Source organism: Arminella tubonensis (assembly GCF_003240585.1).
Lineage (GTDB): Bacteria > Pseudomonadota > Alphaproteobacteria > Rhizobiales > Rhizobiaceae > Rhizobium > Rhizobium tubonense.
Map to the genome: position 1 here is coordinate 192,281 of NZ_PCDP01000036.1, position 12,674 is coordinate 204,954.

A 12,674-nucleotide genomic window follows, 5' to 3' on the forward strand; every position below is an offset into this window, starting at 1 on the left:
CTGGCTCAGCCGCGCTGCTTCACGATCGCAGCGACGAGGTCGCTTGCTGAATTGATCGCCTCGGCGGCAGTCGCGTTGCCTTGCAAGGCCTTCTGAATTTCGGTTCCGAGCGCTTGGGTCACCTGGGTGTAGTCCGGGGTGACAAAGCTATTATAAGGGTGCTTTGACTGCTCCAGAACTGTCCCTGCGATGGGGAGCGCATGCTGCACCTCGGGGTCATTCAGCACCGAGAGCCGGATTGGGAGCCAACCGGTATCGAGCGCTTGGCGTTTTTGCACTTCCTTGTCGAGGTAGAACTCAACGAGCTTTTGCGCTTTCGGAATATTGGCGCTGCTCTTGGCTATCACCCACGCGTCCGTGCCGTCGATCGAGGCGCTTCCGGCCGGTCCCGCGGGAAGGATCGAGCTACCGACTTTCCCAACGATAGTCGATTGCTTCGGATCTTCCGCGGCCTTCCACATGAACGGCCAGTTCATCATCATCGATGCACGACCGGACATGAGCACGTTGCTTGCGTCATTGATGCCGACATAGGATATCGAACCGGGGTCGGTTCCTGCGGCATTGAGGTCCATCATCATCTGAAGGGCCGCGATGCCTTCGTCGCTTTTGAAGATCGGCATCCCGGCTTCGTCGTACATCTTTCCTCCCGCCTGCTGGAGGAACGCCATCCAGTACGATGCCGTGCCGCCGATGCCGGCAGGATCACCGTAATTTGCCACAAACCCGTATCTTTCGTCGCGGGTCAGTTCCTTGGTGAGGCGCTTGAAATCGTCCCAGTCCTTCGGCGGTTCCTTGATGCCGGCTTGCTCGAAATGCTCCTTGTTGTAGAAGAGCGTCAGGAGCGACAACGTGAATACAGCGCCATAACGCTTGCCTTTCCAGGCCACTGTTTCAAAGCTGGACGGGGGCATGTCTTCGACCAGTTCCTGCGGGAGACTATCCGCAAACGGCTCAAGAAACGATGCAAACTCCGGAACCCATCCGGACATATAGAGGATGTCCCAAGGGGCTGAGCCGGATGCAAAAGCTGTTGCCATCCGGTCATGCAATTGGGCCCAAGCCAAAAGATCGTAAGCAACGTCCGATCCGTTCGCCGCTTTCCAGGCCTCAAAGGCCTGAAGCGCAAATTGCGCCGCGCCAGGCGGTGCGGGATCAGGCGGCAAAGGACCGAAGACATTCAGAGCGCCAACCTGTGCCTCTGCAATTGATGAGCCGGCAGCATGCATGGCGAGAAACGAACCGGCGGCGATGGCGGATCCCAGGAGCCGCCGACGTGTCAATGGAAATTGCCTTGTCATTTTTGTTTCCCTCTGGTGTTTGACATACGGAATGTGGCAGAAGGAAAATCGACCGTCAATAATTATTCTGTCAACTTGACATATTAAAGGTGACACATGGTATTATCCGCAACTAACGCATTGAAATCAAAGATGATAAATTTGTGGGTGGTGTTCGACGAGGTGCGTAGAAGCGGGCCACTTCCGAGGATCAGAATTTCGGACGCGACCGGGCTGTCGCGGCAAGCCACCTCCGACATTGTCGAGGAACTTATCGCTCAAGGCTTCCTTCGCGAGGAAAAGAGTGCGGAACGCAGGGTGGGTAAACCTCCCGTTCCGATCGCGCTCAACCCGAAGGGCGCGTTTGCCTTCGGCTTCCACGTCGACGAAGGTCGGCTCGCATGCGTGGAGCAAAACCTCCGCGGTCAAGTCACCAGGAGTGCGGAAGTCGCGCTGGTGAAGATGGAAATCGAACTTATCGCGGGAGCGATCAAGGAGAGAACGGAAGAATGGCTGCAGGACACACGTTTTCCAAAGTCTAAATTTCTCGGAATCGGACTTGCGACACCAGGACCCTTTGGTGCGAACGTGATACGCCCGCCCCATCTCGGGAACTGGGACGGGGCCCTGCTGCGGGACCGCCTCGAGACAATGCTCGAACAGCCCGTAGTCCTTGCCAATGAAGGTCAATGTGCAATAACCGCCGAGGGCTACTTCGGAGAGGCGACTGCCCAACTTACCGATTTTCTTTATATCTCGCTCGGAAAAGGCCTTGGCAGTGCGGCCATGATTGAGCACATGGCATTCGGCGGAGCCTTCGGCAACGCGGGCGAATTCGGACATACCATCGTCATCCCAAACGGCAACGCTTGCGTCTGCGGCAAGAAAGGCTGCCTTGAAACATATGCTTCGTTGACGTCGCTGCGGCGTTTCCTGAATGAAAAGGATCAGAAAGTCCGATCGTTCGACGAAATCGAAACGCAAATGACAGCTGAGGATGTGCTCGTGAAGGACTGGATTTGCGAGGCCATCGAACCGCTCCGAAACGGCCTCAGCACACTCGAAAACCTCTTCGAGCCGGAAACCATGATGTTCGGCGGAGACGCGCCGAACTGGCTTCTCGATGCGCTGTTCGACGCGGTACAGCCCTTGTATCCCTCCTTGCGCCCAACCGAAACTCCTCGGCCTCGGCTGATCCGGTCCCAGTTCGGTGCTGACGCGATGCCGCGGGGTGCGGCTTTCCTGCCAGTCCTCTCGGCGCTCAATCCACGATTCCAAACCTCCGTCCATCGTGCGGGCTTGTTTTCGAAGAGCAGCTCGAATTGAGTGCCTATGGAGCTTGGCCGCGACAGGCCCTGGTTGATCTTCTCCGGACCCAGTCGTCAAGTAATGAGCCGGTCGGTTATGGCCAGCGCCTTGAGGATCTTCGGATATCGGCCTTCGCCGCGCGCCAGGGCAAGTGTGGCGAACAGCCTTGGGGGGGCGATGACAGGCGACAGAGAAGTTTTCGCTGGCGAGCCGAGCCCATACAGTTTCAAGGTTATCTCCGGCGCGAAGAGGTCAAGAAAGCCATCACAGCAATGAAAGACGAAGGCCATTCACTGAAGGAGATTGTTTGACGATCCGGTATTAGCCGCGGAACAGTGCGCAAGATTGCCCGTGGCATTCAGAACGATGTGTTCCGTGTTCGGGAAAGCTCCCTTGAAGCTTATTTGCCAATCCTTGACGCCCTCTGGATTGAGGGCTGTCACAACGGCGCGGAGCTGTGGCGACGTCTGAAAGCGAGAGGCTTCAGAGGGTCGCTGAGGGTGGTGACGAAGGGACGACCCGTCGCCGGCGTGCTGATCGCCTCTGCCTAACCGACCTTCAACGCGTCCCTTCGGCCCGTAAAATTGCTCGCATGATGACAACCAGCCAGAACAACTTGACGAAAACTGATGCCGTGATCGTCGCAAATATCGAGAAGAGCGTCCCAGCACTGGCTACGGCGAGAATTTTGCTCGACGGGTTCCAAACCATGATCCGCAAAAGTAATATATCTGACTTGCGCCCCTGGATCAGCGATACCAGATCAAGCCTGATTGCCTCCTTTGGGAATGGCGTTTCCAAAGACATCGATGCCATTCGCAATGCTATCGAACAGCCATGGTCAAGCGGCTAGGTCGAAGGCCAGATCAACAAACTGAAAATGGTGAAGCGGCAGATGTACGGCCGGGCGAAAATCGATCTCCTTCAGGCCCGCCTTGTCGGACCATCATGATCAAACGTCATCGAAAGTGCGTCTGACCCAATATTCCACGCCGAAACACAATGGCCCATGTTGCTTCCGCCCGCGCCTGCTGAAGACCCCGTACACGGAAGCGCCGGAGGCCCAGCTTTTCCTTCAGCCAGGCATTCACGAATTCTGCCACCCGTGCCCGTTCACGCATCAGACCCACGCGCCTCGGGCGTCGTCTGACGTTCTGGAAAAGAACTGACGACTGGGTCTTCCTGCGTGACGACGATTGATCGTCCGTATCACTTGTTACTCGAACAGCATTGTTGTCGGCTGGGGCAGGACCAGCAATCGTTTTGGTTTACTTGGTAGCGGGTCATCTTTCTGCCGGGACGTGCGGAATGGCTGTGGCGCGCCGTGAGGTGTTTTCCTTCTGGACATACATAAATGTCGGCGCTCGGATCGTACCGGAACTGCTCGGGCAAGAAGGCTTCTGCAACGCCGGCGCGCTGGAACCGCTGCTTCACCCGACCATCGGTTTGAACCCAAGGTCCGGCAAGCTCCACATTCATGTCATGCGCGACCAGAACGTTCTGTCGACTTGTATAACCTGCATTCACCAACAATCTGTCAGGCAATTCGCCCAAGCGCTCTTCAATCTGCCGCATCGCAGCCGGTAGGTATTCGTAGTCAGGTGCTTTTTGCCCGATATCCAATGCCAAAATCGATCCAGCTTGACGCCGGAAGATTGAGGGATGCATCATGCGGGCATGGCTGTCGACACGATCGCGGAGAAGCTGGGCCGTCACCGTTCGACGACTTTCCGCAACAGGTTCGAAGATCATGAGATGCCGGACCTGAGCGGCTACTTCTGCGTCACGGAAAAATCGGCCGGCTGTGAAACCGGCCAATCGCTATAGGAAATCGACACCGACCTCCTATAGCATCCGTGCTAGGCGGAAAGGGGATCACCATCAGCGATCGCCGCGAAGCTCATCTTCACCCCTCGCTCAAGTCTTTCTCCAACGCGCGCAAGCTAACCTCACAACGATTGGCGATCTCGTCGACATCCGCTTCGTCGATGATGAGTGGGGGGGAAAAGCCTAGCGTGTCGCCCATGCAGCGAGCCACGAGCCCGTTGCTGTAGGCAATTCGGTCAAAAGTGGCACCCACGAGACGAGCCGGCGCAAAAGGTTGACGCGTCGCTTTGTCAGCGACCAGTTCAATGCCTAGCATCAGACCAGACCCACGCACTTCGCCTACGATGGGCGATGTCTCGGCAATGGCTTCGAATCGATCTCGCAGAAGCCTTCCCATCCGGCGTACGTGATCTACGATATTGGATTCTTCGTAGATTGCGATTGCCTCCAGCGCCACGGCAACGCCAACAGGATGGCCCGAGTTTGTGAAGCCATGCCCGAAGGACCCGCCGTTTTTGTTGAAGCTACGGACGGCGTCGTAGATCTCCGGTTTCATCACCACAGCCGATATTGGGAAATAGGAGGATGAGAGTCCCTTAGCGAGGGCCATCATGTCGGGCTTCAGATTGACCGTCTCTTTGCCGAACCAGTTTCCGGTGCGGCCAAATCCACAGACGATCTCATCGTCGAGGCAAAGCACATCGTACTTATCGAGCACCTCCTGAATGCGCGCGAAATACCCCGCCGGCGGTACGATGATCCCGCCGCCGGCGAAAATCGGCTCAGCGATGAACCCGGCGATCGTGTCCGGCCCTTCACGCAGGATCATCCGTTCGAGTTCGGAACCCAGACGGTCGACATAAGCGGCTTCGTCCTCCCCTTCGAGCATACCACGATATGGATATGGCGCCTCAGTGTGTAGAAAGCCCGGCAGAGGTAACCCAAATTCGCGATGCATGAACTCCAGACCGCACATCGATGCTGCTGCGATAGTGGAGCCGTGAAACGCACGATTGCGGGCAATGATTTTGCGCTTTGTCGGCTTTCCCCGGACGGTATGGTAGACCCAGGCTAGTTTAACCATAGTCTCGTTTGCCTCCGACCCAGACGTCGCAAAATAGGCCTTGCCGCCTTCCATCCCGGTCAATTCGACAAGCTTTTCGGCGAGCGCGGTCGCGCCCTCCCCGGTTCGCTGGAAAAATGTATGGTAGAAGCCAAGCTTGTCGTACTGGCGAGCGGCGGCAGCGGCGAGGCGGTCGTTGGTAAAGCCGAGCGAAGCGCACCAAAGGCCCGCCATGGCGTCGATATATTCTTTGCCGTTGGAGTCCTTGATCCATGCCCCTTTGCCGGAGCTGATGATTTGCGGCCCGCGTGCTTCGAATGCGTCCGGGTTGGTCTGGGAGTGCAGGTGGAACGTGACATCTCGATGAGCGACCGAGTTAGACTTAAATGGATGCGTCATTTCTGGCTCCTTGAATTTGCCATTGATCTATTTCGGTTGCCCAGAGCAGCAAGGTCGAATATCGCCGCATTGTTCACGAGAATGTCTATGAAGCCATACTCTGCAATGACCTTGCTTACTGCGTCGTCGATTGATTTCTGACTACAGACATCCAGATGGACCGCAATGGCCCGTTCACCTAAATCTTCCGCAGTCTTGGCAGCGCGCCCAAAGTCGATATCAGCAATTGCCACTTTGGCCCCTTCTGCGATGTATGCGCGGGCGAACTCCTTGCCGATGCCTTGACCAGCACCGGTAATCAACGCCGTCTTTTCTGAAAGCCGCATGCTAACACCATCTAATTGCGATAAACCGAGAGGACGTCATCGGGATGCCGATAACGTCCTCTCTCGTGAGCAACAGCCTCACTAGGCCTACCCACGCTCCCTGGGAGGAGAGACCGCTCGTTACCGCAAATTTCGCTGGACAAAATTCCCACAATGAGCGGACTACTGGAGTTTCTTACCAAAAACAGATATTGTCAACGGATTATTACTCCATTTTTGGTACAGCAAAGCTAAATGGTTTTCAGCATTCCACCATCAATGAAGTATGTGCCGCCGACACAATATGACGCCCTATCCGAGCATAGGAAGACGAATAGGTTGGCAATCTCTTCCGCGTTTGCGAAACGCTTGATAGGGGCATGCTCATCCGCGACGCCGTCGAGATAGTCCTGCCACCCATTCGGTGTCTGTTCGGTCAGCTGCTTGGCCGTCTTTATCCAGTCCGGCGTGAGTACGAGACCGGGGTTTACACAATTGACCCTGATGTTGCTGGGAATAAGCTCCGTCGATAGCGACTTCGAGAAAGCCATCAAGGCGCTCTTAGTGACATTGTAGATTGGTTCGTACCACAGCGGCTGCACTGCGCAGATCGAGGCATTGTTCAGGATAACGCCTCCGCCGCGGGCTTTCATCTGCGGCACAAGACCCCTTGAGAGCCTTACCGCCGCCATGACGTGGAGGTCCCAGTAGAACTGCCACTTTTCGTCCGGCGCTTCCATGACGGTTTCGTTGGAGCCGGTGCCGGCGTTGTTGATCAAGATATCGACACCCCCAAACTTCGCGGCAGCGTCCACGATCTCATCAATGCCCTCCGGTTTGGTGACATCCCGTGCCAGCGGCAAGACCTTAATCCGGTGTTTGGCCCGTAACTCCCGACTTACGGTTTCGAGCCTCGTCTCATCGCGCGCGACAAGAATGAGATTGCCGCCCTCAGCAGCGATCGCATCTGCTACCGCCAGGCCGATGCCCACGCTCCCGCCCGTTATCACGGCGCATTTGTCCCGCAGACCCATATCCATCGCTGTTCCTCTCACGGTGTTGTTCTAAGCGTACAGGCGAGTTCTATATATCGCCCGCGTTGACCAGTTTCCCTTTGCCGTCTTCGGTGGGATATTCTCGCGCCAGTATCGCGCTTCGATCGACTGGAGACGAGTTGTGAACGACAATCCCGCCTTCATCGACAATTAGGACGTCATAGGACGGCGGGCCTTCGTAGAACTCGCAATAGTTGGTCGCCGTATTCAGCAAGATGTGATGGCAGGTACCGCGGTTGGAGCTGAACGACGTGTCACCCCATCTGCCGGTCGAGGCGAGGTGAGTGTGTCCGAACGCAATGTGCTCGGCGCCACCTGCGGAACGCAAGCAGTCCCAGAATGCCTCCGGATGCTCCAGCAGCATCTGATCGAACCACTTAACGTTCACGCTTTTCGGCGGGTGATGCATGAAGATTATCTTCTGCTTCAGAGATTGTTCTCCGAGACGACTACGAAGCCAGCTCAGGCGATCCCGGCATAGTCGTCCGCGGTCAGCTCGCACGTCGTTCAGTGTGTCCAGCACGAGAATGCAGACATCTCCGATCGAGGTCGAGTTCTGGATATGACCGCTGTGGTCCAGCCACTCCCGTCCAAAGACGTCGACGAACGCACTCCTATTGTCGTGGTTTCCTAAAGTCAGGGTATAGGGCACTCTCAGACCGTCGAGAAGATCGGCGAAGAGTCGGTAAGACTCGATGTCCCCTTTGTCCGTAAGATCGCCTGAAAAGACAGCGAAGTCTGCGTCAGCATGGTCTTTGTTGACAGATGCGATGACCGACTCAAGCCTAGCGGCGGGGTCCAGGCCCATCAGCTTTTCTGATTTGGGCAGGATATGCGTGTCGGTAATGTGGATGATCTTGACCACAGGCTACTCCAACATTAGGAGCCGACGCATTCGCGTCGGCTCCGTGGAAATCCCTCAATTCATTCGTCGATCAGCGTCTGTGTAGCCTTGACGAGTTGTTCCAAACCGGCCTTCGGGTCGGTGCCTCCATCGGCAATGGAATTCAGGATCGGGCTTTGTTCGCGCCAGATTTTGACTCCCTTGGACCCAGGATATCCGAACCAGACCGTGGCGAGTGGCCACTGTTTCATACTCGTGGTCCAGTTCGGACGGTCTGCATAGAAGTTGCCGAGATATTCGGGTTCAGTCGTCTTCAAGTTCGTCGGCATATAGCCGGAGCCAAGCACCACGAGCTTTTGTCCAGCCGGGCTCGTGGAGTACTTGATGTACTCCCAGGCAGCCTTCTGCTTGGCAGGATCGGCAGTCAAAATAACGGCCGCGTTACCGCCGGAAGGGAGCCGTCCCTTATCCTTGTCCCCAAGCGGGAACGCTCCGGTCTTGACCTCGAATTTCCCTTTTACGGCGTCATCCATAGTCCGGACTTCGGCGGTCGAACCGAAGAACATTCCCATCTTGCCCGCGACAAACTGCTGGATGCCCTGCTCCTCGTTGAGTAGCGGCATGCTTGCCTCTTTTCCCAACCTCTGAATGAGGGTCACGGCCGCCAGGCCGGCTTCGTCACCGAAAGTGACCGTCTTCTTTTCGGCATCCATGAATTGGCCGCCATAACCCATGAGGATCGCCTGCCATTGCCAATCGTCATCAAGCGAAAGGTTGACGGTTAGGCCATCCACGCCGTCGCCGAGGGCATGGATCTTCTTGGCGAGATCCAGAATGCCGTCCCAATCAGTGGGCAGATTGGTCGGGTCTCCGCCCGCCTTTTTCACAAGATCGAGATTGTAGTAGACGATCGGCGTCGAGGCTGCGAACGGCATCCCCCATTGTGCGCCGCGAACCTGCCCAAGCTCAAGAACGTTCGGAGCGTAGTTTTCCTTGACCCACGCTGCGCCCTCCGCATCGAGCATCGGGGAGAGATTGACGATCTGGTCGCGCTTTTCAAGCGTGTCGACAAGTTCGCCGAGCAGGTTGTAGCCCGAGAACCAAACATCCGGGAGTTCGTTGGTCAGCGCCTGGCGAACGACAGTCAGGTGGCCCTCGTTGTAGTTCTGCGCTTCTGCCCGGAAGGTGATCTTTACGTCGGGGTGCAGCTTCATGAATTCATCGGCAATTGGCTCATAGAAGCGCTTGGAGTGCGAGCCGAAGGGGTGAAAAACATTGAGCGTGACATCTTCCGCCGCGGCACTGCCGAGCGTTAAGGAGGTCCCTGCGAGAAGCGTGAGTATCGTTATTGTACTGCGCATGATGTTGTCCTTTCCAGTGTTGATGGGCAAGAAGGGTCGGCCGGCCGTGGATCGCGACCGTTTTGGGCAGGCTTGGATAGGTTTGTCCGGGTCGGCTGCTACTTCACGCCGCTCATTGTAACCCCCTGAACGAATTGTCTTTGTGCCGAGAGGAAGAGCAGGAGCAGGGGCGCGGTCACGATCGCCGCACCGGCCATGAGCGCTCCGTAATTGGTGCCGGTTTCCGCGTCCCTGAAAAACATCATTCCAAGCGGAGGCGTCATGTAGTCCGGGCTGTTGATGACGATCAGCGGCCAGTACAAATCGTTCCAGTGAGCGGTAATCGAAAAGACGCTGAAGGCTGCTATAGCCGGCATGGCACTTGGGACGATCAGCTTGATGAGTATTTCAAACTCCGTGAAGCCCTCAAGCCTGGCAGCACTCAATATCTCGTCCGGAAAAGACTTGAAGAATTGCCTGAACAGGAAAATCGCGAATGCCGACAGAAACCACGGGAACATGAGGGAGAAATAACCACCGAGCAGGTGCAGTTTCGCCAGGCCTAGATAAATGGGCAGGGCCGGCACTTGCACCGGAATACACAGTGAGAGAATTACCGCCGTCAGGAGAAGAGACTTTCCCCTGAACTCCATTTTCGCCAAAGCATAGCCACAGAGAAGCGACGTCGATATCTGGACGGCCAGAATGCCGATGACTACGATCACGCCATTCAACATGAACCGCAGCATGGGCACCGATGTAAACGCTGTACTGACGTTCTGGATACCCGTGCTCAGACTCAGTTTCATCTGCAACGGGTTATCGAAAATCTCCGTCGGGCTTCGGAAGATGGTCAGCGTCATCCAGAGGAATGGCAGCAGGATGAACAACGCGCCGATGGCGAGGGTCATGTGCGCCGCGATCTTGCCGTAGGTACTCTTCATCGCCGGTCCCCTAATACCAAGCATTCAGTAGTGAACTTTGCCGTCAAAGTATCTCAGTTGCAGAAGCGAGAACGCTAGTATGACCGCCAGGAATACGACGGTGATACTCGCGCCATAGCCGATCTCAAAATATTGAAAGCTTTCCAGGTACATCTGATAAAGTACTACGTCGGTCGACCCTTGAGGCCCGCCTTTGGTCAGAACGGCCACCGGCTCGAATACTTGGAATGCTGAAATCGAGCTGGTTATCGCCACGAACATTGTGGTCGGACCGAGCATCGGCCAGGTGATCCTGAGCAAACGATCAAGACCGCCATCCATGCCATCGATCGATGCCGCTTCGTATATATCCGCCGGTATGGATGAGAGCCCAGCCAGGTAGAGGATTACGTTGAAACCGATTAGCTTCCAGACTCCGACAACAGCGAGCGATATCAAAGCGACTTCGGGATCGGTCAGGAAGCCGACGCGATCGTATCCCAGCAGCGCGAGAAACTGATTCAACGGGCCTATCCGACTGTGGAAGAGGAACTCCCAGACAATCGCCATCGCCACGAAGGTACTGGTGACTGGCAGAAAATAGACGACCTCGTAGAACCGCTTTGTTCTGATCCTCTGATTTATGCAAATCGCAACGATGAGGGCCAGGAAAACTGAGGTGGGGACAACGATCGCTACGTACAAAAGCGTGTTCCGCAACGACCTCACAAAGACCTTGTCTGAAAAGAGGTCTTGATAGTTGTCCAGGGAGGCAAAAGACCAGTCGAGCGACCCAAGCGTGTAGTCTGTAAAACTGAGCGCTATCACCAGCACGATCGGCGCCAGGATGATTATGAAAAGCAGGACGGTCGCCGGCAGCACGAAAGCATAGGGCGTCAGGTTCAGAGCAGTTGATAGGGGCTTGCGCGTGATGAACGTTCCGACTGGTGTCGGCCTGGATCCATATCTCATGAGGGGCGTCCGATCTCGGCACATGAGCGGACAGGCTCAGTCTGGAAGTTCAGGCGTTTCCCGCGCGCGTCGAACAGGAATATGCGCGCCTCCGTAAATTCCACGGCGACACGCTGTCCGGATGCATTGCCTTCGACAATTTCCGCCAGATCGCGTTTGGCCACGCGGACGGCCACCAGATCGACGGAAGCATTCTCCACTTCGCAGTAGACGATCGCTTCGTTTCCCAGATTCTCGATGTGACGTATCTTTGAAGGAAGCTTGAGCAAACCTCCAACCGTCTCGACCTTGAACGGTTTGATCGTCACGTCTTCCGGCCGCACGGCGATCGATATCTCGCGCGAGGGGGAGCCACCGATCCTCATCGACAGACGCCGCGCGAGTAAATTCACCCACCCCTCTTCGTCGACCGAACCGGGCAGAACGTTTATCGGTGTGTTGCCGATAAACTGGGCCGCCCGGAGGTCACACGGATTTTCGTAGATCTCGTTCGGAGTACCAAGTTGGACTATTTCGCCGCCGATCATCAGCGCGATGCGATCCGACATCGTCATCGCCTCGACCTGGTCGTGGGTGACGTAGACGAAGGTCGCTCCAAGCGTGCGATGAAGGCTCGCGAGCTCCGACCGCATCTGAACCCGCAATTGAGCATCAAGGTTAGAAAGCGGCTCATCCATAAGGAAAAGCTCCGGCTTCCGGATCATCGCGCGGCCGAGTGCGACGCGCTGGCGTTGCCCGCCCGACAACTGACCCGGCTTGCGATGAAGCAGCATATCGATGTTTAGCTGTTTGGCGGTTGAATGGATCTCCGCCTCGATCCCCTTCCGAAGATGCTTACGCCCGGGGCTGAGGGCGCCGACAAGCGGCATCCTTTGGAAAAACGACAACCGCTGCATCACCAATGGTGACGCCAGGTTCTCGAACACCGTCATATGCGGATAGAGCGCATAACTTTGGAACACCATCGCCAGTTCGCGCTTCTTGGGCGGCAAATCATCAACGACGCGACCGGCCAGTGACACCGTTCCAGCGTCCTGCTTCTCGAGGCCAGAGATAATGCGGAGTAGCGTCGACTTCCCGCATCCGGACGGTCCCACCAAGGTCAGGAATTCGCCGGGTTGAATGTCCAGGTCGACGGACCGGAGCACGGGGGTCTGTCCAAACCCTTTCGAGAGACTTTTAATGTTCACTGAGCAGCCCGACATTGCACTCCCCTCATTGCTTTTCGTCATATTGGAGTAATATTGGAGTATTTTATCAGTTTTGTGAAGCCATATAGAGTTTTTTTCCGAAAATTTGCAATCCATTGTTTTCTCGGGGCATTTTCAATGCGTGCACTCCCCAAGGAACATATGGAG

11 protein-coding genes and 3 pseudogenes are annotated in these 12,674 nt (G+C 56.0%); 3 read left to right on the top strand and 11 right to left on the bottom strand.

All coding sequences use genetic code 11. The features are described from left to right. Positions 1 to 5: 5 nt before the first annotated feature. Positions 6 to 1,301 (bottom strand): extracellular solute-binding protein, encoded by a 1,296-nt coding sequence (locus tag CPY51_RS15810; protein ID WP_111161176.1) that lies wholly within the window; start codon positions 1,299 to 1,301, stop codon positions 6 to 8. 132 nt (positions 1,302 to 1,433) lie between these two features. On the opposite strand from CPY51_RS15810, the gene CPY51_RS15815 reads away from it, so the two are divergent. Beyond that, complete coding sequence (locus tag CPY51_RS15815) at positions 1,434 to 2,606, top strand: ROK family transcriptional regulator (protein ID WP_195909541.1); 1,173 nt, start codon at positions 1,434 to 1,436, stop codon at positions 2,604 to 2,606. Positions 2,607 to 2,655: 49 nt separating this feature from the next. Here CPY51_RS15815 and CPY51_RS15820 read toward each other — a convergent pair. After that, positions 2,656 to 2,789, bottom strand: a pseudogene (locus CPY51_RS15820) (AAA family ATPase); the annotation flags it as partial. A gap of 391 nt (positions 2,790 to 3,180) precedes the next feature. On the opposite strand from CPY51_RS15820, the gene CPY51_RS34090 reads away from it, so the two are divergent. Continuing rightward, the gene (locus CPY51_RS34090) at positions 3,181 to 3,441 is read left to right on the top strand and encodes a hypothetical protein (protein ID WP_111161179.1); all 261 of its coding nucleotides are present in this window, start codon (positions 3,181 to 3,183) and stop codon (positions 3,439 to 3,441) included. Positions 3,442 to 3,797: 356 nt separating this feature from the next. Here the strand turns inward: CPY51_RS34090 and CPY51_RS32305 are convergent, their stop codons facing one another. Then, the gene (locus tag CPY51_RS32305) at positions 3,798 to 4,217 is read right to left on the bottom strand and encodes a hypothetical protein (protein WP_146260135.1); all 420 of its coding nucleotides are present in this window, start codon (positions 4,215 to 4,217) and stop codon (positions 3,798 to 3,800) included. A gap of 45 nt (positions 4,218 to 4,262) precedes the next feature. Here CPY51_RS32305 and CPY51_RS33465 point away from each other — a divergent pair. Continuing rightward, a pseudogene (locus CPY51_RS33465) lies at positions 4,263 to 4,376 on the top strand (IS30 family transposase); the annotation flags it as partial. Between the two features lie 118 nt (positions 4,377 to 4,494). Here the strand turns inward: CPY51_RS33465 and CPY51_RS15850 are convergent. The 8 genes and pseudogenes from CPY51_RS15850 to CPY51_RS15885 form a co-directional block, all read right to left on the bottom strand. After that, complete coding sequence (locus tag CPY51_RS15850; RefSeq protein WP_111161182.1) at positions 4,495 to 5,877, bottom strand: aminotransferase; 1,383 nt, start codon at positions 5,875 to 5,877, stop codon at positions 4,495 to 4,497. A 41-nt stretch (positions 5,878 to 5,918) separates the two neighbouring features. Further along, positions 5,919 to 6,203: pseudogene (locus CPY51_RS15855) on the bottom strand (SDR family NAD(P)-dependent oxidoreductase); the annotation flags it as partial. A 230-nt stretch (positions 6,204 to 6,433) separates the two neighbouring features. Beyond that, a complete protein-coding gene (locus CPY51_RS15860; protein ID WP_111161184.1) occupies positions 6,434 to 7,222 on the bottom strand; it encodes an SDR family NAD(P)-dependent oxidoreductase in 789 nt (262 codons plus the stop codon). 43 nt (positions 7,223 to 7,265) lie between these two features. Beyond that, positions 7,266 to 8,102: a metallophosphoesterase gene (locus CPY51_RS15865; protein ID WP_111161185.1), complete on the bottom strand. Its 837-nt coding sequence runs from the start codon at positions 8,100 to 8,102 to the stop codon at positions 7,266 to 7,268. Positions 8,103 to 8,161: 59 nt separating this feature from the next. Beyond that, positions 8,162 to 9,442, bottom strand: a complete 1,281-nt coding sequence (locus CPY51_RS15870; RefSeq protein WP_111161186.1) for an ABC transporter substrate-binding protein — start codon at positions 9,440 to 9,442, stop codon at positions 8,162 to 8,164. Between the two features lie 98 nt (positions 9,443 to 9,540). Beyond that, positions 9,541 to 10,365, bottom strand: a complete 825-nt coding sequence (locus CPY51_RS15875) for a carbohydrate ABC transporter permease (RefSeq protein WP_111161412.1) — start codon at positions 10,363 to 10,365, stop codon at positions 9,541 to 9,543. A gap of 24 nt (positions 10,366 to 10,389) precedes the next feature. After that, positions 10,390 to 11,316 (bottom strand): carbohydrate ABC transporter permease, encoded by a 927-nt coding sequence (locus CPY51_RS15880; RefSeq protein WP_195909542.1) that lies wholly within the window; start codon positions 11,314 to 11,316, stop codon positions 10,390 to 10,392. Continuing rightward, on the bottom strand, positions 11,313 to 12,623 hold the full coding sequence (locus CPY51_RS15885; protein WP_244598693.1) for an ABC transporter ATP-binding protein: 1,311 nt from the start codon (positions 12,621 to 12,623) through the stop codon (positions 11,313 to 11,315). Before CPY51_RS15885 ends, CPY51_RS15880 begins: the two co-directional genes overlap by 4 nt. Between the last annotated feature and the right edge of the window lie 51 nt (positions 12,624 to 12,674).

Excerpts from the sequence above, each read along its gene's own strand:
- CPY51_RS15810 (WP_111161176.1), bottom strand. The coding sequence starts at position 1,301 with ATGACAAGGCAATTTCCATTGACACGTCGGCGGCTCCTGGGATCCGCC.
- CPY51_RS15850 (WP_111161182.1), bottom strand. The coding sequence starts at position 5,877 with ATGACGCATCCATTTAAGTCTAACTCGGTCGCTCATCGAGATGTCACG.
- CPY51_RS15815 (WP_195909541.1), top strand. The coding sequence starts at position 1,434 with ATGATAAATTTGTGGGTGGTGTTCGACGAGGTGCGTAGAAGCGGGCCA.
- CPY51_RS15880 (WP_195909542.1), bottom strand. The coding sequence starts at position 11,316 with ATGAGATATGGATCCAGGCCGACACCAGTCGGAACGTTCATCACGCGC.
- CPY51_RS15860 (WP_111161184.1), bottom strand. The coding sequence starts at position 7,222 with ATGGATATGGGTCTGCGGGACAAATGCGCCGTGATAACGGGCGGGAGC.
- CPY51_RS15885 (WP_244598693.1), bottom strand. The coding sequence starts at position 12,623 with ATGGATTGCAAATTTTCGGAAAAAAACTCTATATGGCTTCACAAAACT.
- CPY51_RS15875 (WP_111161412.1), bottom strand. The coding sequence starts at position 10,365 with ATGAAGAGTACCTACGGCAAGATCGCGGCGCACATGACCCTCGCCATC.
- CPY51_RS34090 (WP_111161179.1), top strand. The coding sequence starts at position 3,181 with ATGATGACAACCAGCCAGAACAACTTGACGAAAACTGATGCCGTGATC.
- CPY51_RS15870 (WP_111161186.1), bottom strand. The coding sequence starts at position 9,442 with ATGCGCAGTACAATAACGATACTCACGCTTCTCGCAGGGACCTCCTTA.